Source organism: Paenibacillus sp. J22P51, assembly GCF_059692215.1.
On sequence record NZ_JCAUAZ010000016.1, the window covers coordinates 46,919 to 71,173 of the forward strand.

20 protein-coding genes and 1 riboswitch are annotated in these 24,255 nt (G+C 43.3%); of the genes, 2 read left to right on the top strand and 18 right to left on the bottom strand.

Features of this window, described 5'->3' with window-relative positions; genetic code table 11:
* Position 1: 1 nt before the first annotated feature.
* Positions 2 to 1,033 carry an NAD-dependent epimerase gene (locus AC58QC_RS25190; protein WP_497417797.1) on the bottom strand — a complete coding sequence of 344 codons (1,032 nt, stop codon included), beginning with the start codon at positions 1,031 to 1,033 and terminating at the stop codon, positions 2 to 4.
* 233 nt (positions 1,034 to 1,266) lie between these two features.
* Between AC58QC_RS25190 and AC58QC_RS25195 the strand changes: the two genes are divergently transcribed.
* Positions 1,267 to 1,638, top strand: coding sequence for a helix-turn-helix domain-containing protein (locus AC58QC_RS25195; RefSeq protein WP_497417798.1), 372 nt, complete (start codon positions 1,267 to 1,269; stop codon positions 1,636 to 1,638).
* Positions 1,639 to 1,833: 195 nt separating this feature from the next.
* Here the strand turns inward: AC58QC_RS25195 and AC58QC_RS25200 are convergent, their stop codons facing one another.
* The 5 genes from AC58QC_RS25200 to AC58QC_RS25220 all read right to left on the bottom strand — a co-directional run bounded on the left by AC58QC_RS25200 (position 1,834) and on the right by AC58QC_RS25220 (position 7,351).
* Complete coding sequence (locus tag AC58QC_RS25200) at positions 1,834 to 2,352, bottom strand: tyrosine-type recombinase/integrase (protein WP_497417799.1); 519 nt, start codon at positions 2,350 to 2,352, stop codon at positions 1,834 to 1,836.
* A 28-nt stretch (positions 2,353 to 2,380) separates the two neighbouring features.
* Positions 2,381 to 3,391, bottom strand: coding sequence for an LCP family protein (locus AC58QC_RS25205; RefSeq protein WP_497417800.1), 1,011 nt, complete (start codon positions 3,389 to 3,391; stop codon positions 2,381 to 2,383).
* Between the two features lie 353 nt (positions 3,392 to 3,744).
* Positions 3,745 to 5,829 carry a right-handed parallel beta-helix repeat-containing protein gene (locus tag AC58QC_RS25210; RefSeq protein ID WP_497417860.1) on the bottom strand — a complete coding sequence of 695 codons (2,085 nt, stop codon included), beginning with the start codon at positions 5,827 to 5,829 and terminating at the stop codon, positions 3,745 to 3,747.
* A 200-nt stretch (positions 5,830 to 6,029) separates the two neighbouring features.
* On the bottom strand, positions 6,030 to 6,332 hold the full coding sequence (locus AC58QC_RS25215; RefSeq protein ID WP_497417801.1) for a helix-turn-helix domain-containing protein: 303 nt from the start codon (positions 6,330 to 6,332) through the stop codon (positions 6,030 to 6,032).
* Positions 6,329 to 7,351 carry an HD-GYP domain-containing protein gene (locus AC58QC_RS25220; RefSeq protein ID WP_497417802.1) on the bottom strand — a complete coding sequence of 341 codons (1,023 nt, stop codon included), beginning with the start codon at positions 7,349 to 7,351 and terminating at the stop codon, positions 6,329 to 6,331. Before AC58QC_RS25220 ends, AC58QC_RS25215 begins: the two co-directional genes overlap by 4 nt.
* A gap of 467 nt (positions 7,352 to 7,818) precedes the next feature.
* Here AC58QC_RS25220 and AC58QC_RS25225 point away from each other — a divergent pair, with 467 nt between their 5' ends.
* A complete protein-coding gene (locus tag AC58QC_RS25225) occupies positions 7,819 to 8,301 on the top strand; it encodes a collagen-like protein (protein ID WP_497417861.1) in 483 nt (160 codons plus the stop codon).
* A gap of 68 nt (positions 8,302 to 8,369) precedes the next feature.
* On the opposite strand, the gene AC58QC_RS25230 is transcribed toward AC58QC_RS25225, so the two are convergent.
* The 12 genes from AC58QC_RS25230 to AC58QC_RS25285 form a co-directional block, all read right to left on the bottom strand.
* Complete coding sequence (locus AC58QC_RS25230) at positions 8,370 to 9,068, bottom strand: response regulator (RefSeq protein ID WP_497417803.1); 699 nt, start codon at positions 9,066 to 9,068, stop codon at positions 8,370 to 8,372.
* Positions 9,034 to 10,605 (bottom strand): DUF4118 domain-containing protein, encoded by a 1,572-nt coding sequence (locus tag AC58QC_RS25235; protein WP_497417804.1) that lies wholly within the window; start codon positions 10,603 to 10,605, stop codon positions 9,034 to 9,036. Before AC58QC_RS25235 ends, AC58QC_RS25230 begins: the two co-directional genes overlap by 35 nt.
* A gap of 4 nt (positions 10,606 to 10,609) precedes the next feature.
* Positions 10,610 to 12,913 carry a histidine kinase gene (locus tag AC58QC_RS25240; protein ID WP_497417805.1) on the bottom strand — a complete coding sequence of 768 codons (2,304 nt, stop codon included), beginning with the start codon at positions 12,911 to 12,913 and terminating at the stop codon, positions 10,610 to 10,612.
* Positions 12,914 to 12,985: 72 nt separating this feature from the next.
* Positions 12,986 to 13,549, bottom strand: a complete 564-nt coding sequence (kdpC, locus tag AC58QC_RS25245; RefSeq protein ID WP_497417806.1) for a potassium-transporting ATPase subunit KdpC — start codon at positions 13,547 to 13,549, stop codon at positions 12,986 to 12,988.
* Between the two features lie 28 nt (positions 13,550 to 13,577).
* The gene (gene kdpB / locus AC58QC_RS25250) at positions 13,578 to 15,596 is read right to left on the bottom strand and encodes a potassium-transporting ATPase subunit KdpB (protein ID WP_497417862.1); all 2,019 of its coding nucleotides are present in this window, start codon (positions 15,594 to 15,596) and stop codon (positions 13,578 to 13,580) included.
* A gap of 160 nt (positions 15,597 to 15,756) precedes the next feature.
* The gene (gene kdpA / locus AC58QC_RS25255) at positions 15,757 to 17,427 is read right to left on the bottom strand and encodes a potassium-transporting ATPase subunit KdpA (protein WP_497417863.1); all 1,671 of its coding nucleotides are present in this window, start codon (positions 17,425 to 17,427) and stop codon (positions 15,757 to 15,759) included.
* 47 nt (positions 17,428 to 17,474) lie between these two features.
* Entirely contained in the window at positions 17,475 to 17,552 is a 78-nt protein-coding gene (locus AC58QC_RS25260; protein WP_171631218.1) for a potassium-transporting ATPase subunit F, read from the bottom strand.
* A 127-nt stretch (positions 17,553 to 17,679) separates the two neighbouring features.
* Entirely contained in the window at positions 17,680 to 18,093 is a 414-nt protein-coding gene (locus AC58QC_RS25265) for a hypothetical protein (protein ID WP_497417807.1), read from the bottom strand.
* A 200-nt stretch (positions 18,094 to 18,293) separates the two neighbouring features.
* Positions 18,294 to 18,713, bottom strand: a complete 420-nt coding sequence (locus tag AC58QC_RS25270) for a hypothetical protein (protein WP_497417808.1) — start codon at positions 18,711 to 18,713, stop codon at positions 18,294 to 18,296.
* A gap of 158 nt (positions 18,714 to 18,871) precedes the next feature.
* A riboswitch (cyclic di-AMP (ydaO/yuaA leader) is annotated at positions 18,872 to 19,041 on the bottom strand.
* Between the two features lie 831 nt (positions 19,042 to 19,872).
* A complete protein-coding gene (locus AC58QC_RS25275) occupies positions 19,873 to 21,699 on the bottom strand; it encodes an APC family permease (RefSeq protein WP_497417809.1) in 1,827 nt (608 codons plus the stop codon).
* 143 nt (positions 21,700 to 21,842) lie between these two features.
* Positions 21,843 to 23,294 carry a hypothetical protein gene (locus AC58QC_RS25280; RefSeq protein WP_497417810.1) on the bottom strand — a complete coding sequence of 484 codons (1,452 nt, stop codon included), beginning with the start codon at positions 23,292 to 23,294 and terminating at the stop codon, positions 21,843 to 21,845.
* Between the two features lie 78 nt (positions 23,295 to 23,372).
* On the bottom strand, positions 23,373 to 24,206 hold the full coding sequence (locus AC58QC_RS25285) for a TasA family protein (protein WP_497417811.1): 834 nt from the start codon (positions 24,204 to 24,206) through the stop codon (positions 23,373 to 23,375).
* Between the last annotated feature and the right edge of the window lie 49 nt (positions 24,207 to 24,255).

Sequence of the window (24,255 nt, forward strand, 5' to 3'; positions counted from 1 at the left end):
TTCATCCATGTACGGTACTCATTGTTGATTTCACATAATACTCCTTATACCATGCCACAAATGAGAGTAAGCCTGAGTCTAACGTCGTTTCCGGCCGGAATCCAACAAGCTTCTCCAATGACATAGTATCCGCATATGTTACTTCCACATCCCCAGGGTGCATCGGACGATATTCAATGCGTGCTTTTTTACCTAAATATCGTTCAAGGAGATCAATCATATCAGTTAATTTGACTGGCTGATGATTTCCAATATTATGTATCCGATACGGTGCGTTACTGCTACCAGAAACAGGATCCAATCCATTCCAGGTCTCATCAACCGTTGGTGCTAGCGGAATTAAATGAACGATTGAATTCACAACGTCATCAACATATGTAAAGTCACGCCACATTTCTCCTTCATTAAATACCTTAATCGGCTTATCTTCCATAATAGATTGTGTAAAAGAATAATAAGCCATATCTGGACGACCGAACGGTCCGTAAACGGTGAAGAACCTTAGTCCCGTCACCGGTAGACGATAAATATGACTATAAGCGTGTGCCATCATTTCATTTGCTTTTTTGGTAGCCGCGTACAGACTAACAGGGTGATCGGAAGTATCGTCAACTGAGAAAGGCACTTTACGATTTGCACCATAGACTGAACTTGATGATGCGTAAAGAAGATGTTTGACTTGATACGTTCTGCATAATTCTAAGATGTTGAGGAACCCTGTCACATTTGAATCGATGTAAGTTTGGGGATATTCCAGACTGTACCGAACACCAGCTTGTGCTGCTAAATTAATAACAACATCAAATTCATGTTCCGCAAATATCTCTTCCAGTTTTACACGATTTTCAAGCGACTCCTTCACAAAATGAAACTGATCACGTTGGGTTAATAAATTAAGCCGAGCCTTCTTCAGCTCTACATCGTAATAGGCATTTAGATTGTCTACACCTACGACGGTGTAACCCAGATCCAAGAGCTTATTACTTAAATGGAAGCCTATAAAACCAGCGGAGCCAGTTATTAGGATACGCATTCATTCTTCACGCTCCGTCCCTCTAATGTTAGATACGTTTTGTATCTTTAATTTACGATACGTTTTGTAACATGTCAAGCTGAATTTCTAATTCGAATCTACGAGAAGTTATGAAAACGAATTCAATCTTGGTATTTAGCATTTCATATCTAGCGGAACACTGTTATAATAGGTCTAACATCATGATTAAAGGTAATAATATTAATATTCTTATTGAATTGCGAGGAATTTAAATGACTAAACACGGGGACAGAATTGCCTTTCTGAGGGAAAAGCATGCACTTACCCAAGAAGATCTAGCCAACAAGCTGGGGATTTCAAGAGCTGCATTATCTCACTATGAGACTTCTCGCAGAGAACCGGATTACAATACAATCAATAAAATCGCTTCATTTTTCCGCGTTTCTATAGACTATTTGCTGGGTCGAACGAATGAATTTGAAAAAACACTAGATGAGGAAATTAGAGATTTCGTAGATAATTTAGAACTATCCGACGAAAAGATTTTAGAGAAATTTGCTTTGACCATTGACGGAAAGAAGTTATCTTCTGAAGAAGCACGGCGCTTTATCGCTTTTGTTAGGGCTGAACGTTCTCTTGACTAGAAAACGACTCCACCTCTACATGGTGTTTATTCCTAAATGAAAATTTGTCTGGATCGATTCCTACTTGTTTAAGAATTGTTAAAATCTCAAGCGAGATTGGTAATTTCTTCTCCATAAATAACTCCTTTCTAGGTCATGTTTGCTTCACAGCATGATCTTTTTGCCATTACATTTTAGATACAAAATGTATCACATCTAACCTGGCTTTACCGAATTCACACCAATATATCTCAAAGTTACAGATGGAGCAGAATGATTAAATAAATCACGAAGCACTGATATATTTTTTGTTCTTTGATAATAGTGATACCCAAATGTCTTTCGAAGTGTATGTGTCCCGATATCGTTAAGCCCCGCCTGTTTCGCTGCTTCATTTAATATACGATAAACGCGAATGCGCTTGATCGGTTTACCGGTTCTTTGCGAACGGAATACATAATCTTCATCATTCATATACTTAACATATTCAAAAATGGACTCCATTAATTGATTATGGAGAGTGAACGTTTTTTCTTTCCCCGTCTTTTCTTCCTTCAATGTAACCCTATGTTTTCCTTTTAAGTCCTGCACTCTTAGGGTAAGTAAATCACTCAAGTGCAGCCCTGAATTAATTCCGATTGTGAATAAGAGCCAATCTCTGTGGGATTGTCTAATTAATATGTCCTGCATTTGCTCAATTTTATCTTGATCGCGAATAGGCTGAACAACTTGCATTACGACAACGCTCCTTTGCGAATACATATTAATTTCTAGGTATATCTTTCAGTAGATAATCGCTTAACCTTTTCACTTCATCTTTATCAGGGATCCAGTAATATAAGCGCATTTGAACAAGCGGATCCAACTCATAGCCACTTTGTCCAGGAATTTGTTTATAGATAAACTCATCCATACTCATTCCTTTAAATAGCCAAGCTAGACTTATCAGATCATCGTCACGAAAGTTCGTATCCACGATATCATTTTTCACTTTGGTAAGCAGGTTAGCAATTTCTCCAATATTTTCTGGTTTCAATATTTGTTGAGCTACATTTTTTAATATTTGAGATTGCTCTGATTGACGACCAAAATCCCCATCTGGATTGGAATAACGCTCCCTCACCAAGCTCAGTGCTAGTTTTCCGTTAATATGCTGTAACCCTTTAGGAATTGTTTCTTGACTATCGGACAAATACATATCATTCATTACCTGAACATCTACGCCGCCAATCGTGTCAATAAAGTTCTCGAATCCTTCGAAATTTGTTTTCATATAATAATTAATAGGTACATTTAAGAAATTACTCACGGCATCGATTGCAGCTTTTGTTCCCTCTTCATTCCCTCCCTTCATTTCGCCCAATATATGAGCATGATTAATTTTTGTATAACCTACACCATCAATATGGACCCGCGTATCTCTTGGTATTGAAATGATATTGACCTTACGTTCCGACGGTATAATATGAAGAACCATCATGACATCTGTCCTAGAGTTTTCTTTACCTCTCGCGTCAATGCCAAGAACCAGAACGTTAAAAGCTTTAAAAACCTTATCTTGAGCAGAGGTTGATTTCTGTTCGGTTTGCTCTTCTACAGCGCTTTTCTCACTTGTTTTCAGTATTTGTTCCGTGCTAGGAAGTGGTTCACTCAAAACAGGTACTTCCAATTGACTGAAATGATGTTTAGGCTCGAATTTCAAATATAAATAACCGCCTACACTAATCAATCCAACGAGGATGAAACCTGTCACGTAAATGGTCCAACGATTCATGCAGACACATCCTTAAGGTTTCCTTTGCTGTCTTCCGTTATAAAGTAATCAAAAATGAAATCTTAGCGTACTTTGGAACTCATATATATTTTAGCTATCACTCCCTCTCTATTTTTAGAATTCGTTTAATTTAACAAGCAAGCAATAGATACAATATGTATCTATTTTAATAATCTATGATACAAAATGTATTTTGTCAATACTTTAAAATTTATTTTTCCTTCATCTCAGATTTAACTATGTAATATCATTTCTAAATGCAAAAAACCATCAGGATCTCCTGCAACATAATTATCTGTTGGTAAATGGAGAACCTGATGGCACTTATTCTTTTTTAATAAATGGAACACGATTTAATTGATTACCGTCCAATCAGCTGCACCAGTACCTAGCGCTGTTGCTATATAGATCTTCTTTAACTTAGTATCAATATATTCTTGTCCAATGAAGTTAGCGCTTGCAGTTGGTGCCACTGTTCCCGTTTTTGTTGGCACAATTGTGTTTGTACCAAGATCATTTAAATCAGCAGTCTGTCCACCGCTTCTGAGATCATTATCTTGAAGTAGTGTACCAATTACGCTTGTTGAATCAATTCGGATTCCATATCGCGGTAATTTAGTTGTTGTTCCCTTTCTACAAGTATTCGTCTGGACAACACAGTTGTTACTAGCACCAGAGATAAAAATATTATCATACGTTACAGTTGTCGTTTGGCTATTTTCCGAACAAAAATTATTATTAATTTGAGCGTCGTTACTATCCGTTAAACGTATACCATGTTGACCATTTTGGTTGCAGAGATTACCTGATACATTATTTAACTTTCCTCCATAGATATAAAGTCCGTTTTGTATGTTATTACAGCTATGGTTATTTACTACATTGGTATTATTACAATTCTCCGTACTAATTCCGCTGCTGCTATTTTCTGTACAGTGATTCTCTCCTACCGCGTTGTTATGTGCTTTTTCAAGTAGTATCCCTTTCCCACCATTTTTCGCACATCTGTTTCCGGTAATAGAGTTTCTAAAACAGCTGTTTAAGAGGTATATACCATGCATAACATTATCATGTATGACATTATCTGCAATTATGTTATCCGTAGCAAAATTGAGATAAATGCCATGCGACCCGCTTCCGTAAATAATATTTCCTGTTATAGTGTAGTATTGAGAAGTTCCAAGGTATATACCATATGTTGTATTGTTTGCAAATGTGTTACCCACTATGGTTGAGGATGCAATACCAAGTCCCTGTATACCAATTTTATTACCAGAGAATACACATCCAGAGATCGTTAGATTTGAAACGGAGCCTCCAAGCTCTGGCTCAATATCGATACCGGCTGCAGGGTCGGTACCTTGCGTATTCTCGAAAATACTATTGGTAACTGTCATCTTATCGACAGCACATATTGAGATGCCTTGTCTGCGATTATCAATAGCTAGAACGCCTGAGATCCAAATATTTTCATTATTCCCTAGTGTGTCATGATATCTTGTATAAATGCCATCTCCCCAAAATTCTTTGCAAGTAATCCCCATAATGCGAACATTCGATGCACCTTCTAGCCAAATCCCAACGCCACATTGACCTGCTGGATTCCCCGTATGCGTATACCTCTCGCCGACCAATATACCACCTTCAATATTAACATTGTCGATGGCTCTAACCCTTAAAATATCATAGTTATCTAGCGCATTTGTAATTGCTTTAAGAATCGCGTTCTTACTCATTCTAAATGTCATATTACTCTTAAGACGTAAACTACCAGGATTAGATGTATATGGATTTGCAACGGTGATCAAATAAGTACCATCTGGTACATAAACCGTGCCACCTGTGGCTGGAACAGCATCAATTGCTCGCTGAATAGCGGCTGTATCGTCTGTTGTTCCATTTCCAACAGCCCCATAATTCTTAACATTGATCACACTTGAATCACTTTGAGAGCTCGATGGACCAGTTGGCCCCATTGGTCCGGTCGCTCCCGTTTTACCAGAGATACCTTGTGGCCCTTGTAAACCGTTAGCTCCTGTATCACCTTTTGCTCCTTGAGGTCCAGTAGCTCCAGGGTCACCCTTTGCTCCCTGTGGTCCAACGGCTCCTGGGTCACCCTTTATTCCTTGCGGTCCAACGGCTCCTGGGTCACCCTTTATTCCTTGCGGTCCAACAGTTCCTTGGTCACCCTTTATTCCTTGTGGTCCGGTAGAACCTGTACTACCTTTTAATCCTTGAATTCCTTGGGGGCCGGTTGGTCCGATAGGTCCAGTTGGCCCAGTTGGTCCTTGTGAGCCTGGTGCCCCTGCAATCAACACTCTTAAAGCACCGTCTGATCCTTGCGTTACTTCCCAATCTTGAATTGCATCATTCCAAAATTGTGGGATAAGGTTCCCAGCCGAATCTCGTTTCATGGGTATATTGGGATTAAAAACCATTCTATTCACTCCTCCTATATTCTATTTGAACTTATTGATTATCAAATAATATAAAATATGCATAGACAACAAATTTTGTAAGGGTTCAATACCCTCTCTCGTATATCCAATCATATTATTTTTATCATTTCCTTGTTCGCTGTCCAAATAAAAAAAGACCTCCTATGATTAGAAGGCCTTCCTCTTATCTTCCACACTCCCTACCTAATCCCCACCGACGCAACTCGAACAGACTCACTCGCACCCAGCCTAGAGACCAACAGCGCCTGCTGCAACAGCAAAGCTAGCAGCTTTCGCATGGAGCCAATGCCGATTTTACTCATGATATTGGCAAGGTGTATTTTCACTGTCTTCTCACTAATACAGCAATTTTCGGCAATTTCCTTGTTCGTGTATCCATATGTCGCTAGTAACGAAAGAATTTCTGTTTCACGTTGGGTTAGACCGTAATTGGAATAAAATTGAAGTAATACATCTGGCTTATCTGAGATCATTGGCTTCATATGACAACTTCCTTTATATGAATGTGTCTCTCTCGACTGAGATCAAGAAAGGAATTTTCGATTTTCACAAGTGGATTCGTATCATCTGTTGGATTAATATAGACGACTTCGCCCCAACGACCATCCGTAAGTAGCACTTGCCGGCCTACTAGATTGTAGATGATATTTTGTAAAAAGACGGAAACAATATGTGGATCTAATTCTCCGAAGAAACCTTTCCTTAAGCGGCTAACTACCTCGTGAAAAGGCAGCATTTCCTGATAGGGACGTTTGGATGACATCGCGTGGAAGACATTTGCAACAGCGACGATCCGACTCATTTTGTCCAGTTGACTATCTTGTAGTTGCAGGGGATATCCGGTGCCGTCTGCTCGTTCATGATGCTGAAGGGCAACCAGAGCAACGCGATAGTTAATGCCTACTGTCTCACGCAGCATATTATAACCAAGAATGGTGTGCTTTTTAATTTCTTCGTACTCTACCGTCGTTAATTTCCCTGGCTTCATTAGGATTTCTTGGGAAACCTTGATTTTACCCACATCATGCATGGTAGCTGCTAAGGATAATAAAGCTACTTCTGCATCCGCTAATTCCATCCATTTACCAATCAGTGTCGATAGTATGCCTACGCCGATATTATGTTGATGGGTATATTCATCTTTGGCTTTGACGGCTTGAAATAATTGAAATAGATCAGGGTTCTCGGCCGCCTGTTGGACGATTGGGATTAATTCGTTCTTGATCTCAAGCAGCGGTATTTTCTTTTGCGTCTGAATACGCTCGAATAAGTCTTTGGCATATTGTGTCGCTTTTTGAACAAGACGATTAGCGTCTTGAGAGGGTGCGGGTTCAATCTGGTGATCAGACATGCTCGTTGTTACGATATCCATGGGATCAATGCGATGCTGCTTAAATAAATCCAAGTGCTCTTGATTGAGAACGGTATGATTGGGGACTAAGACTAGCCCATAGCTTGTTGTCACATCATATCTTAATCTTTTACCCAGTAGGTCTCTCAAGAAATCCCGCTCCAATAATTTCAAAATCGTTCCATTTTCAATTATATACGACATATCTCTTCATTTATATGGGATATTTAACCTATATTTCGACAATTTATCTAGGTTAAATTTCCCAGACACTCTTGATATATCATTTCTTATAGGTCTAGCTCCTCTTACTTTTGTTATTTGCAATTCGTGACATCCGTCTACCCCTCTGCATATAGTAAGTATCGACTATCCGCTTTTACCTAAGGAGGACTTCACGAATGGCTTCGAATAAAAAACAAGAACTGCGCGACGTAGAGCTTGATAATGCGATTTCACAAAGCGCGGCAACGGACTCGGACTACCCAACTGCATATTATCCGCAAAATACGCCATACCCTTACGGCTATCCAGTACCGCAATATTACGGTTGGGTGCCTGCCTATGATCCACGCGGCTTGGGCGGTCTTGGTATCCCCGGCTTCCCTGGCGGCATGATGCCCGGCTTCCCGGGTCAACAAGGTGGTTTCGGTGGACCGGGCGGTTTCCCGGGCATGCCGGGTATGCCGGGTATGCCGGGTATGCCGGGCGGACCGGGCGGCTTCCCAGGTGGCCCAGGATTTCCAGGCGGACCAGGCGGACCAGGCGGTTTCCCAGGTGGACCAGGGTTCCCGGGCGGACCTGGTGGTTTCCCAGGTGGTCCCGGACCAGGGCCTGGCGGATATCAACCGCCAACTTCTGCGCCACCAGGACACACACCGCAAAAGCCGCTTAAAGCGCCAGGTGTATACGCTGTAGATCCAGGCGGCATCTCTCGTTGCTTATTCAGATTCACGTATATATGGCAAAGCAACGGACAACAATACTGGTATTATCCAGTGTTCGTTGGGCGGACCTCGATTGCTGGCTTCCGTTGGACTGGATTCTCTTGGATGTTCTTTGGCGTTGATTTACGCTTTATCGACTCGTTTACTTGTTAATTCCGCATACCAAAAAGCTTCCAACCCACGCCATCGTGGGGTTGGAAGCTTTTTGGCGCTCCTCGACTTCAATTTTCCTGCCAAGCAAATCGATACCCAATCCCCGGCTCCGTCAAAATATACTGAGGTCTCGTCGGATCTGTCTCGATCTTCTTCCTCAAATGTCCAACATACACCCGAAGGTATTGGCTGTCAGATTCATATTGCTGACCGCCCCAAACCTGCTTGAGCAGCTGTTTGTGCGTCATGACACGGCCCGCATTGACGCTGAGCACTTTCAACAAATCATATTCCGTTGGCGTTAGCTTCAGCTTCTCACCTTGGAGCTCGACGCTGCGTTTCGCCAAATCAATGACCAATTGCCCGAGCTTCAGCACAGGCTCATCAGGTGCTTTGGCGATATGCCGAAGGGCAACACGCATCCGAGCCATGAGCTCGCCCATGCCGAACGGTTTCGTCACGTAGTCGTCCGCGCCGCGGTCTAGGGCGGAGACTTTCTCCGTCTCCTGATCTTGCGCGGTCAGAATGATGATGGGAACCTGCGACCACTCCCGAATCCCATCCAGCACTTCCATGCCGGTCATATCCGGCAGCCCCAAATCTAGAACAATCAGATCTGGCCGGAACATCGCAGCCTGCAGCAGGCCTTCCTGGCCTGTTGCCGCCTCCGACGTCTCAAATCCGTGTGCGGTTAAGGTGACTCGCAGCAATTTCCGTATTTGTGCCTCGTCATCAATGACTAAAATTTTCGCCCCTGTGGTTGTCATGGTTTTCCCCGTCTTTCTCAGCGAATTGTAAAGGCAAGCTTAGTTCAATAACGGTACCCTGTTTACCGTCACTCCTCGCACCTGCGATAATCGAACCGCCATGCGCTTCTACGATGCTCTTGCAGATGGCGAGTCCAAGCCCTGTACCGGGGATATGCTTGGTACGATTTCCCCGATAGAATTTCTCGAATATCCGCTCCCTATCGGCTGGAATAATGCCCATACCTTCATCTGCAATTGTTAGACTCAGCATAACGCCATCCTTCACCACCGCCTGAATACGGATTTCGCTTCCTTCAGGCGAATACTTGATGGCATTACTAATCACATTAATCAGTACTTGCTCAATAAGTACTTCATCCAACGGTACGGATGGAAGTTCCGGATCAAGTGCTATGCTCACTACTCGATTCTGCAGAGAATCTTTCAATTGTGTTAAAGCAACACCTACAACATCCTCGATTCCGCACCACATCTTATTTAAACGTAACATACCGCTTTCAATTCGAACCATACCGAGCAAATTCCCAACGAGTCTATTCATCCGTGTGGAACCCTCACGAATCGTCAGCAGCAACTCTCGTCGATCATCTGGACTAAAGACGTCCTCTCCCTCGAGTAAACCCGTGACCGAGCCAATAATCGTAGCCAGCGGCGTGCGCAATTCATGAGAGAGCGAATCTAGCAAGGCTGTGCGCAGCTTCTCAGACTCGGCCGTCAATTGCGCTACTTTGGCCTCATCCGCAAGCTTAACCCGAGATATTGCAACAGCCACAAGATCTGAGAGCGCTTCGATGATCCGAATAAGCTCTGGCATATCGGACATTAATCGATCGCCAACTTGTACAGCGAGCACACCATGTACCTGCTGGTCTGTAGCTAAGGGGACATGCAGATCCGATGATTCACTCAAAGTTCGAGTCCCTCGACCCGCAATCGTATTGTTACGATTCACCCATCCGGCGATAGTTAGGTGGGCTTCATCGCTAGCCCAATCTCCACTAGCCTTCGAAAAAGCTTCTACCTGCTGTTCACCGTCTTGGTTTGGCAAAATGATAGCAGCCTTCGCATCAAGCGTATCGGAAACATGTTGAACAATCTGCTCCAGCAAAATGTCTAAATCTGAAATCGCTGTAATCTTGCGACTTAACGCATACAGGGCAGCGGTATTCGCTTCTTTCTGATGCGCTTGATGGAACTGACTACGAAGCTTTGAAGCAAGGCTTGATGTAAGGCCAGCCACGCATAAGAACACAACAAAGGTTAGGACATAACGCAAATCAGTAACCGTTAGACTGAGGGTAGGTGGGACAAAAAAGAAGTCAAATGCCAACACACCTAGTCCCGCAGCAAAGAAAGAGGGCCCCCTCCCCCATCGAACAGCACTAAACAAAACAGGGAATAAGTAAAGAAGCGATATATTGACCAGGTCGAAGAAAAATTCAAAACCTTTTAAAAATATCGTCAACAGGACGATAAAAAGAGCAGTCACACCATACGATTGCCAGTTTGCATTTTCACTTTTTTGAGTTTCCATAGGCTTATTTTACCTTATTTCTCGAAGTTTGCCACGAGTCATAATCGGCAACAATGAGCACATCCATTGTGCTTGCATGAGGCAAAAGCTTTTTGACGATATCGTCTTTCCAAACGATGATTTGCGTAGCTCCGGCGTTACTTGCTTTCGCTGCAAAAACACGTGGAATTTGATTACGATTCATTACCTCCTGATAGGAAAATTCGCCTCCCAAGCGAAGGGTCAGCTTCTCTAGCGTCTCTAGCATTGTCTTCCACTCGTCATCCGTATGCCGAGCCGCAATAAAGCTTACATGCCAAGCGGCTTTAAGCCGATGTGCAATGCGAAACCCCCGCCTAATTAATCGGTCAGCCTGCGTGATTTCCGTCACACACACGTAAATGACTTCTTTCCGCCGCCATGGACCACGCAGAGAGCTCTTACGCTCCATCGATTCCAAACGTTCATCCACATCATCCGCGATTTCGCGCAGCGCTAATTCACGCAAAGCGATCAGATTCCCCGTTTTAAAAAAGTTGTTTAACGCCTGATCTACCTTGACCATCGCATAAATCTTGCCGTCTCTCATACGAAGCTGCAGCGCTTCTGGGGAAACGTCAATTAACTGAACTTCATCTGCTGTACGTAGGATGCTATCTGGTACAGTTTCCCGCACGCGAATACCCGTTATATGCTCAACTGCATCATTCAGGCTCTCCAAATGCTGAACATTTACAGTCGAGATAACCGAAATGCCCGCTTCCAGAATCTCCAACACATCTTCATAGCGTTTTTTATTCTTACTTCCTGGTACGTTGGAATGCGCAAGCTCATCCACTAAGACCACTTCAGGTCGCAGACGAATAATGGCTTCTGTATCCATTTCCTCCAGCCTTACGCCTTGATATTGGTTTACGGCTCGCGGCACGATGTCAAGATCACCCACTTGCTGGGTCGTCTCTTTTCTTCCATGGGTTTCAAGCAAGCCAATCTTCACATCGATCCCCTTTTTGAGCAGATCATTTCCTTCCCGCAGCATCGTGTACGTTTTACCGACACCAGGCGCAGCGCCAATGTAAACCTTGAATCTGCCGCGTCTGATTTTTTCGATTTTCGCCTCCACTTCTTGTTTGCTCAGACGTCTATATTTGTAAGGCTCCTTGGGCGTGTGAATATGAGCAGGCAGAATACGCTCTCCCTCCTGAGAAGCACGATCAGCTACCAGAAACACATCGATATTTTGGGTTCTTTTTAACACGCCATTGATAACCGAGCCTTGTAAAAAAGTTTGCCATTTCGTTTGTTTGGAATGCCCTAATACAATGCGTGTAACATGATTTGCATTCGCATAGTTCACTAAGATCTTAGGAATGCAGCGGCGAAAAGAAAGCGGCAGCTCTTCAAATTTACCGCCTACTTTCTCTACAAGCTTCATAATTGACCTTCGAAAAGTAGCCGCTTCTTTGGTAAGCGTTTTACCTTGTTTGCGCAGCGTGACCACATGCAGATCACCATTCAATCGCTTCGCGATTTGTTGACCACGGCGTACATAAATGGATCCATTCCAGTGATATTGCGTTGTAACCAGAATGCGTTCCGTCGCTCCGGATGGCCCCTGAAACCCCATTTGTTCACGATGTGCTTCCAAAGAATCATTTACATCCTCGGCAACAAGACGAAGAGCCAATTCCCGCAGAACACCCAAATTACCGCGTTTAAATAAGGCTGCATCTTTGTTCCCCTTTAAATGCCCCTCTCCAAGCCGCGTTAAAATCGTTTCCGGCGTTGCATCGATCAGCCTCACCTCATCGGCCAGTTCTAGTGTATCCGAGGGAACACAGTGCCCTACTTCAATGCCTGTTAGCTTATGAGCAACTTCCATCGTCCCTTCTAGCTCATAGACATTCGCCGTGCTGATCACGCTAATATCGTGGGAGAGTAAATATTTAATATCTTCGAGCCTGGTTGGAAATTTGGCGCCTTCTCGGTTCTGATGAGCAAGCCCATCAACGAGAACAACTTCAGGGTTTCTCTCGAGTAAGGCATCCATGTTCAGATCCTTTTGTTCCACGCCGTCTTTCATCCAATGAATGCTTGGTATCCTCTCCAAATCCCCCAATTGTTCCACGGTTTCCGGTCGTTGGAGCGTCGAAACCGCACATATCACCACATCGATTCCTTGTCCCTTGAGATTATGTCCTTCTCGCAGCATGTGATACGTTTTACCAGATCCGCTGACCGCCCCGATATAAATTTTAAAGGTACCGCGGTGCAGTTTGGAGATGGATAATAGGATCTCTTCTGGTGTTTTTCTTTTGAAACCATCCATACTAGTCACTTCCTCCCCCTTTCTCTAAACGTGCAGAAACCACTCTCACATATCGAGAGTGGTTGCCTGCGGTCACAATTTCACTTGCTTGAGCAGTTCCATATTCAATTCAGTCACATTGACTCTAGGTTCACCGAATATTCCGAGCTGCCTTGTTTTCGTAAATTGATCAACTAGGTCATTCAGTTTGCTCTCAGCAATCCCCGTTTCTTTACTAATTCTAGGGACTTGGGCTTTTGCCCCTTCTGGAGACAAGTCAGGGTCAAAACCGGAACCAGAGACAGTAACCAAGTCAGCCGGAACTTCCGTTAGCTTCGGATTTTCTTTCTTCCAGGCATCAATCTTCTCTGCCATTGCCGCAGCATAATCGCTTGATGCTACTGCTGTATTTGAACCTGATGATGCCGTAGGATCATACTTGGCTGCAGAAGCTCTTGGGTGGAAAAGCTTTGGAGACTCGAAGCTTTGAGCCAATAATTCCGATCCAATGACCGTACCGCTTGATTCTATGAGACTTCCATTTGCTTGTTTGGGAAATAAAACTTGAGCCACCCCTGTCGTAGCAAGTGGATAGATTAGCCCACAGACGATCATGAACAATAACGACACACGAACAGCTATCATAACCGATTTCATAACGCGATCTCCTCGTTTCTCTTTCTCTTTACACGATGTTTAAGCCGTGAAGTACCATATCAATAATTTTAATCCCAATAAATGGCACAACGACACCGCCGATACCGTAGATCAAAACATTACGCGATAACAATTTATCAGCCGACATCGCCCGATACTTAACACCCTTCATTGCTATTGGAATCAACAGCGGGATGATGATGGCATTGAAAATTAAGGCGGATAGAATGGCCGATTCTGGCGACGCCAGATTCATAATATTCAAGGCCTGCAGCTGCGGCATAGCTAGAATAAACATCGCAGGGATGATTGCGAAGTATTTAGCAATGTCGTTGGCGATCGAAAACGTCGTCAAAGCTCCACGAGTGATTAAGAGTTGTTTACCAATGGATATCACAGAAAGCAGCTTGGTAGGATCAGAATCCAAATCGATCATGTTAGCCGCCTCTTTGGCAGCCATCGTCCCTGAATTCATCGCAAGTCCTACATCCGCTTGAGCAAGCGCAGGAGCGTCATTCGTCCCGTCGCCTGTCATGGCAACGAGTTTGCCTTCTTGCTGTTCTTTCTTGATCGCAGCAATTTTATCTTCCGGCTTCGCTTCAGCTATAAACTCATCAACACCGGCCTCGAGTGCAATCGTTGCAGCTGTTAATGGGTTATCGCCTGTACACATAACGGTTTTGATGCCCATTGCGCGAAGTTCCGCAAAACGTTCCTTCAAGCCCGGTTTTACCGTATCCTTGAGGTAAATAACGCCATAGATCCGCTCGTTAACCGCGACGGCCAGCGGAGTGCCTCCGGCTTTCGCAATTTTGTTCGTTATCGTTTCTAGGTCTGCTGGAATTTTGCCGCCAAGCGCAGCTACATATTTTTTGATCGCATCTACCGCGCCTTTGCGGATTTTCACGCCGTTAGCTAAATCAAGCCCAGACATACGCGTTTCAGCGGTAAACTCGACCACTTCTGCACCCTCATAGCCACTCGCTTGCCAAGACTCGCCAAGTTTATTGGCAAGCTCTACAATGGATCGTCCTTCTGGTGTTTCATCCTTCACAGAGGCTTGCAGCGCTGCAAAGGTGATTTCTTTCGCAGCTACACCGTTCACAGGTACAAACTCGGAAGCCATCCGATTACCGAACGTAATCGTCCCTGTTTTATCCAATATCATAGTGTCGATATCGCCAGCGGCTTCAACCGCCTTACCGGACATCGCTAGCACATTAAACTGGGTCACACGGTCCATACCTGCGATACCAATCGCTGACAAGAGACCGCCGATTGTCGTTGGAATGAGACAAACAAGCAGCGCAATCAACGTGGAAATTTCTAATTTTACGTTTAAATACGATGCCATCGGAACCATCGTCATAATGACGATTAAGAAGATCAGTGTTAATACAGCAAGCAGCGTAGTTAACGCAATTTCGTTTGGTGTTTTCTGCCGTTTGGCACCTTCCACGAGCGCAATCATGCGATCCAAGAATGATTCGCCGGGATCCGTCAACACTTTCACTACAATGTAGTCAGAAGCTACCCGCGTACCGCCTGTCACAGATGAGAAATCGCCGCCTGCTTCCTTAATTACCGGAGCAGATTCCCCTGTAATAGCTGACTCATCAATGGAAGCTAAGCCCTCAATGATTTCGCCATCGGACGGGATGATCTCTCCCATTTCAATACGAACCACATCCCCCTTACGAAGAGAAGTCGAAGACACTTGCTTATAAGAACCATCCTTTTGAACCAGGCGAGCCATTGTATCTGATTTCGTCTTCCGTAAAGAATCGGCCTGCGCCTTACCGCGGCCTTCCGCCAAAGCTTCTGCGAAGTTAGCGAAAAGCAAGGTGAACAATAAGATCAAGAACACCGCGATGTTATAACCCCGCCCTACTTCTGTACTGCCGAATAACTCTGGTGCGAGTGAAAGCAGTAAGGTAATTACAGTACCAATCTCTACTACAAACATAACCGGGTTTTTGATCATCACCCAAGGATTTAATTTTTTAAACGAATCAACGATAGCTTGATTCATAATGTCTTTTGTCATTGTTTTTTTACGTTCCGCAGCCAAGTAAATCACTCCTAAAGTTTCATTTGGGGCCCCCGCAAAGTAATCGGAATATGCTTCTGAGCTTAGCGTCACTTTGTGGGGTGTTACAGGGACCTTTGAGCGTAGCTCAAAGTCTCTCAGATTCTACGTCTATCCCTTAACGCGCCGCCAAGTGTTCAGCAATCGGCCCCAATGCCAGCGCCGGGAAGAACGTTAGAGCACCAATAACTAGAATAATCATGATTAAAATCCCCATAAATAAGGGTGTATTTGTCCGCAATGTACCTGTCGTCACAGGAACGACTCGCTTCGTAGCAAGGGAACCCGCAATGGCCAGCATCGCGATGATTGAAATGTAACGGCCAAACAGCATGACCATACCAATACCCAAGTTGTAGAAGTTCGTATTGGCAGTCAAACCACCGAAGGCAGATCCATTATTGGATGCACCCGATGTGAAGGCATACAGCACTTCCGAAAGACCATGCATGCCTTGATTCGCTATAGAAGTAACAGATTCAGGGCGAATCAGCGCCCAAGCTGTTGGTGCCAGAATGATGAGCGGATGGATCAGAATCGCGATGGCGGCTAACTTGACCTCTTTACCTTCAATTTTTTTACCTAAAAACTCAGGTGTACGACCAACCATGAGTCCACAGATAAAGACGGATAAGATCAAGTAAAGCAATCCGTTTAACAAGCCTACTCCTTTACCCCCGAACACATTGTTCAGCATCATCTCTGCAAAAGGGGCAATGCTTCCGAGCGGAGTAAGCGACTCGTGCATCGCATTTACGCTGCCTGTGGTTGCTGCCGTAGTTACTGCTGTAAATAAGGCAGTCTCAGACACACCAAACCGAACTTCCTTGCCTTCCATATTGCCATGCACACCCATCGCATCGATCGCAGTTATCCCTTTATACTCGGCATAGAAAACCGTTGACAACATCACGATAAAGATAATTCCCATAGCAGCAAAGATCGTCCAGCCTTGCTTCTTGTTCTTGATCATAAGTCCGAATGCGTACACCAGTGAAGTAGGAAGCAGCATCATACAGATAATGTGGATCAAGTTGGATACAGGCGTCGGATTTTCAAAAGGATGTGCAGCATTCGTACCGAACCAGCCACCACCGTTGGTGCCAATATGTTTAATCGATTCCAGAGAAGCAACTAAACCACGAGTAATCGTTTGCTGAGCACCTTCAATAGTTGTAGCTTGTACGGCTCCTAGTAATGTTTGTGGAATACCTTGAAACACTAAAACTAAAGCAACAATGAAGCTTAGCGGTAGAAATACGCGTGTAATCGCTCTTGTTATATCCACGTAAAAGTTCCCAAGATTATCTTGACGGCCAACTAGACCGCGTGTGAATGCAACGGCAATAGCGAATCCGGTTGCCGCCGATGTAAACATCGGAAACGTAATGGCCACCATTTGAGAGAAATATGACAGGGTATTTTCACCGCTGTAGGCTTGCCAGTTCGTATTTGTAATAAAGGAAACAGCTGTATTGAAAGCTAATGCCGGAGGCATATTACTTATACCATCAGGGTTAAGCGGTAAGTATCTTTGAAGCCGAAATACTGCATAAATGAGCAGCATCATGACAAAGTTAACTAACAGTACAGCTCCTAAATACTTTTTCCAACCCATGGCTTCGTCTTCTTTAACGCCCATAATGCGATAAGATACACGTTCGAAAGGACCAAAAACACGATCAAGGCCACTCTTTTCATAGCCGAAAACTTTTACCAAGTAACTTCCCACAGGCTTTACCAAAAGCATGATAATCCCTAGTGTGACGACTACTTGTAACAATCCCATACCCATAGTAGGTTCTCCCCCTGCTTACATAAGTTCATATTCTATAATTAAAATTTCTCTGGCTTTACTAAAACAAAACCGAGATATACCATAATGGCACATCCAATGAGTCCTATAACAATCATATGGTTACCTCCTTTACGCTTTTTCACAATATTTCGCAAATCCCCAAAACCCTAGAAAAGTTAGTGCAAATAATAATATCATCGTTACATCGTTGTACATGACACACCTCCTTCAAATCAGACAAACTTATGTTTTATTTGTTTTAAGGGATGATATTAGAAATTTGACATCACCATTTTTAGAATAAATGACATAATCAGCACCCAATCCTTTGTAAATTAACCGGGGATTCACGCTTTGCGTGATGACATAAATGGACCTGGAGGTCCAACTACGGCATATCCGGATATACCTGCAGCATAAAGGTAAGCTTTCCTCGAACAGAACGACATTCCCAATCGGAAAATCGGGAATGATGGACGCCCCAGGATCCGAAGTATCCACTTGGATAATTTGTTTCACTCCTTGACTCTCTAACTTGATTCTCTCCATCTTGTTGTTAGTTAATGCAACAAAAGGAAGGCCAACCAATTTCGTATGTTTCATAAACTCCTCGCCTGCTTTGGTTGGCGCAGCTATCAGCAAAAAATCACTTTGCATGACGATCACCGCCCCCTTTCCTGAAACATTGTAACGCCGATCCGCATAAAAAGGGGGTAAAGAATCTATAGCATCCGTATAAAAAAAGTATAAAAATATATTCTCGTCCCAGCCAATCCTAGCTAAATTAAAAGAGCACCTCACCACTCGTATCACAAGTGGATGGAGGTGCTCTTTTAATTTGCCAACAAGCGTCGCCCCTAGAAAGAGACGTACGCCCCAGAATGATCAAATAAATAAGTGCGATCAGATAGGCAAGATAGTTCTTGTTCACTTGCATGTGATGAGTTCTCTAGCTTTTCAGATAAATTCGTTAGTGCAGATGCAATTAAATGTGTTCGTACTTCTCCCCATGCCTCTTGTTTCTGATGAACGTACTGCAAACCGTCCTTAAGGGTTAAACCTTTGAGCTTCTGGAAAACTGCCGCCCATTGAACGAAATCCCCTTTAAGGTTGCCGCATGGAATCACGAATTGCCCTAAACCGCATGTTCCAAGATTCGTTGAAATCGTCAGTAAACCGCATTGACAGTCTGTACCATGCCCAGGATCCAGTTTATCGGATAATTCACAATCAAATCGAAAACATTCAATGCGGGTAATCTTACATTCCTTCGTCATTCATCTGATTCTCTTATTAGAGTCAGGGGTTCGGGATACATAATAGATTCACTCTCCTCAATTGTGAACAACAAAAAGAAGCCAAAGAGCAGAGAATCTCTACTCTCGGGCTTCGGAGCAGCGTTAATACACGCGCTGTTGAAGGCACGAAAAGAAGGCGGTTCTCTCCCAATGCGCTTACGAGGTTAGCTGTCGGATTCGGGCTTGGAAGTGCCCTACCTTAGCAAGCTGCGCTTGCTTTAGATTCACCCCGAGAAACCGATGCTGTATCCAATCGGCTTCTATTGGTTCCCCCGTTTCCCTTACGGGAACTCAGCGTTATGCTTTAACATGATCTGTTGTTGAACCGAATGTTACGCCTTATAGCTAAGATTGTAAAACGCCGTGGAGGGACTTTATTTGGTATTTTCCAGCTAATTAGGCAAATGAAAGCGGATCCAAATTAAAAAAACATCCATTTTTGATATAAATGCTTCGGCTCGCTTCCGTTTTTGTCATTTCGTAGTAATTAGCCTATACTCCCACGGCTTTGAGAAAATCAGTAGATTTGCCTTTTTATTGTATTTTTATACGATTGCTATCGATTCTTTACCCCCTTTTTATACGGTTCAACGTTACAATTATTTCGTAAAAGTGATGGTTTTCAATCAAGCAAAGTGACTTTTGGCAGTTCCGCTGTTACGACCAAAGAGTCAGAAGGAGAAATGTCATGACTTCCTCCCCCCGTTATTATTTAGGGATCCTACCCCATTTGTTGAATCCGATTGATTTAGATTATGAGTGGTTCGGTGTATTATGGCTAATGGACCGAAATATCCGATCATCAGATCATCATGAGAATGTATGAGTCGATAAGAAACAAGCAAAAGAAACAGGACTGGGAGACTCGGACTCGATTATCCATTCGTACGATTTTCAAGTCACCATGGAATGAAGTTTCCTCAGGTTTGTATATCATTAAATCTCGGGACAGATACCCCCTTCATGCTTCAGCCATTCTTAAGAAGAAATTCTTTGTTTGGTTGGAGCATACAGCCATTTGTGAAACAGAGGAAGAGCTTCATGCATTCATGAAACGGGTGAGTGAAGAGCATCAGATGGAAAACTTAATGAAAAAGGGTAGCCCTACTGTGAAGTAGTACTACCCTTTTCAGGCATGTTATTTTTTCAAATGATACGGCACCGTCGTTACGATAAGATTCCGCTTATACAGCAGGAATGCCCTGATCAGCAAACTCGATTGATTGTGAAGGATATTGTGCCAGTTTTTTTTCGGTATAAACTGGGGGATGATAACGGTTACCCGGTAATTAGATTCCGCGGCTTTATGTTCAACAGTATCAATAAATTTCGTCAACGGATGAACAATACTTCGATAATGGGAATGCAACGTGACTAAACGCACATCAGGCTGCCACTTAATCCATTTCTCCTCAAACTTTTTCTCATCATCTCTCTCAAAAGCCACATACACCGCGATAATCTGATCTGGGGACAGCGATTTGGCATAGTTCAACGAATTCTCCACCACATATGTGAAGCCAGCAACAGGTACGATCATGACATTTCCTTCAATCGGAATCGCTGGTTCACAAGAAGATAATCGCAATTGTTCGCCGACGGCATCGTAGTGCTTTTTGATTTGATGAAAAATGAAAACAATCAGTGGCAGGAAGATAAGCACACTCCACACTTGTCCAAACTTGGTGATAAAGAAAATCATCATGACAATGAAGCTCATGAACGCACCGACCAAATTTATTGTTAATTTAAGCAACCAGCCGCTCGGCTTCTCCCGTATCCACTTCATCAGCATACCGGTCTGTGCAAGCGTAAATGGGATGAATACACCGACGGCATAGAGAGGGATTAGCTGCTCCGTTTGCCCTTTGAACAAGATGATTAGCAGCATCGAGGTAACAGCTAGGAAAATGATCCCGTTCGAGTACCCTAATCGGTCTCCGCGCATCGTAAACATTCTGGCAATAAATTTATCTTTGGCCAGATTAACCGCCAACAGGGGGAACGCGGAATATCCCGTATTCGCAGCGAGAACTAGAATCATCGCCGTTGTACCTTGAACCACATAATACATCACGTTTCGCCCAAACGTGACCGTTGCGATTTGGGAAACGACTGTTTCCTTTTCAAGTGGCGTAATGCCATAGTAGTACGCTAAGTAAATGATGCCCGCGAATAAAATAGCCAATAGCAAGCCCATGGCCATCAAGGTTTTGGAAGCATTTTGCGGGGCAGGCTCCTTGAAGTTGGGAATGGCATTGGATATGGCCTCGACCCCCGTTAAAGCCGAGCTTCCCGATGAGAAGGCTCTTAACAATATGAATAAGGAAATACCCGTAACAGGTGTCCCTAAGGGAGCATGCAAATCAGGAGAAATTTGACCTGTAAAGATCTTATACAAACCGACACCAATAAGGATAAACAGCGCAACCACAAACAAATACACGGGATAGGCTAAAATAGAGGCTGACTCTGTTATTCCGCGAAGATTGAGAATCGTAATAAAGAGCACAAGTGCGAGTGCAATAGGGACCGTGTACGCGTGCAGACTTGGAAAGGCTGACGTCACCGCATCAGTACCCGCGGATATACTTACTGCTACGGTCAAAATGTAATCGACTAATAAGGAGCCTCCAGCGAATAATCCTGCGTTCATTCCGAGGTTTTCCTTCGAAACGACATAGGCTCCCCCTCCTTGCGGATAAGCAAAGATGATTTGTCGATACGACAAAACAAGAGCTACTAAGAGAAACAGAACACCGAAAGCGATAGGGATTGTATACCAAAAAGCCGCTGCACTAACCGTTATTAACACGAGCAGAATCTGCTCAGGTCCATATGCAACCGAGGAAAGCGCATCCGATGAAAGAATCGCTAGGGCTTTCTTTTTATTAAGCTTCTGCTCCCCCAATTCGTGTGACTTCAGGGGTTGACCAATTAACAATCGCTTCAGATCAGATAACAATGTGTACACCACCCAGATGTGATATGTGCTATGTTCGTTTCAGTTTGCCCTATTTCCCAGAAAAAATTATAAATATTGGAAACGCCATTTGCGTTAACGCAAAAAAGCGGCCGATCATTTAGATCGGTCGCTTTTTTACTATCTCACCTTTGAGCTACAGTAATCATGGTTCCTGAACCGCTATGCCCTGGATTCGGTCCATAAGAATTCGGGTTATCCACTTTTAATATCACAACTTCCGCAATGTCACCTGTTATTGAGCTTCCATTCTTATCGATGTGTGTTGCCACAATGACACTAATATAGTTCGATATATTTTGCGGTGGATTACTAGAATTCCCAGGAGATGTTACCCAAATGTCAGAACCTACATTAGAAGCATATCCTTTAAAACTTGGGTTTGCCTGATAATCTCCCGCGGTAACTTGCTTAGCCCATTGGGCTCCCCAGAAAACGTAATTTTGTCCAGGTTTCACTGCGTCCAATAAATTTGGAAAGTTTCCGCCCCAAATGACAAACTGTGAAGGTTGATACACATATAAGATTTGTGCTGCTGCGGAGTTTGGTTCATAGTAAGCATCCCCAGCGAAGTTGGCATTCAGTGCATATTGATTCGAAGATAACTGTAACGTTACTGTTGCGATACCATTTGCATCCGTTATACCGCTTCCTTGTACTCCCCCAGCTTTAAAGGTCACTGTACGATTAGCAATAGGGGTAATTCCATCCTCTTTCAGCTGCGCCTTGACTTCAACTGCACCCGTCGGCAAGGTACTAGAAGAAATGATATTGAGTGTGGTTTCCTCTAGAGTTATTATAAATGTTTTTGAGGTCCGGCTTGGTACGTAGGTTGAATCCCCTGCAAAGCTGGCAGATAACGTATATGGACCCGCAGGCTGATTTGGAATAATGGTAAAGGAGGCATTACCCATATTGTCGGTAATCGAGCTAAAACTTTGATTTCCTAGATGTAAGGTAAGTCGTGCACCAGGAACAGGTACCCTTGAATCATCTGTCAAATGAGCGATAAAAGTGACCGGATCATTATAGTCTCCGCTTGAAGGTCCATTCAAAGTTAAATTTGTAGCAATTAATGTGTTGTTTTCCGCAAGAAAATCTAGTTTAAAAGAGACAGATACGCCCTGATATTCATTTCCGAGATATTCGGGAAATTTAATTGTAAAGTCAAGTGATTCTTCACTAAAGTTTGCTAAGAATCGCGGTGCAAATGTCTTAAAGTCACTTAGTTTTCCTTCGTATAAGATTAAATTATTATAACTTATGTTAAGTAGTAACTCACGGTATAGATTTTTATTACCTGACGTAAAGTCAGCTTTCCCCGTATAAACAAAATCAATGTTCCCATTGTTTTTTATGGTCAACCTTTGTGTTGCCCAATCTCCGGGCTTCATATTGTTGACGTTAAATAAGGTGCGTGTCGGTGTCGTTGCTATATCAATGACTTTTGGACCGTTTATTGCCCACGTTTCACCTATCGGTGCTGCACTTACAGCAATTAGCCCAGCAGTAATTAGTAAAATACCCACCAAAAGAAAGCTAATTATTCTTGAGAAAAAAGCCGCTTTTTTAATCATAATGATAACCCCTGTCCGGAGATTACACTAAAAAAAGGGTGGGGAGAATCCCACCCTTTTTTTAACTTTTAAGTAATATTAGCTATCAGCAGGAACATCTGTTCCTGGGTTTACAGCTGGTGATACTGTTGAACCAGGTGTAACCGTTGAAGTAGGTGCAATTGCCTCATTACCTGATAAATTCCCGTTACTATTAGGTGCAGCACCTACAGCAACTCCTGCAGCCTGTGTTGCGGTAAGTACGAATTGGAACTTCGCAGAGTCACCTTGGAAGCGATTTTGGTTAGTACCATCATCATTAAATGTAATTGTCATTTGTACTCCATCTTGATCATTTGGATTAACTGATATTCCTGTAGGAGCCAAATTAATAGTATCGGTTAGAGAATCATAGAAAGGAGCTGCAATTTTAGCTGACAATACTCCGGTACCTTGAGTAGGGTTAGCTTCCCAAAGGTCAAGCAGCGTTAGATATTGTCCCGCTTTGACGATATCACCATTTGGACCAAAGCCAACAGTTCCATCAGGTGCAATTACACCTTTAAACATTGTTACACGGAACTGATTTAAGAAATCTTTCATTTCATTGACATTTCCAATTGCACCTGTATATCCATCAACAAAATCACTTCCACTAGCTTTAAGTTCCAGTAAGACTTTCTGAATGGATAATGAACCATCTGCATCTAATTTAAATAGTCTGGTAACAGAGTCTTGAGGCTTCAAATTGCTGAGATCGAAATTAATTGGGCTATTTTCACCTTGTGTAACTTTCAAATCTAATGTGCCTGATGCAAAGCTATTGTTGATCGTGTCAACATCATTGAAGTATGCGTATGTACCGCCTCCAATTAATGAAAGCCCTAGTGAAGCTGTCAACATACCCATTCCTAACTTTTGCTTGATACTCATTTGTGAATTCCTCCATTTTTTACCCCTGGGGGTTTTTATATATTGAATC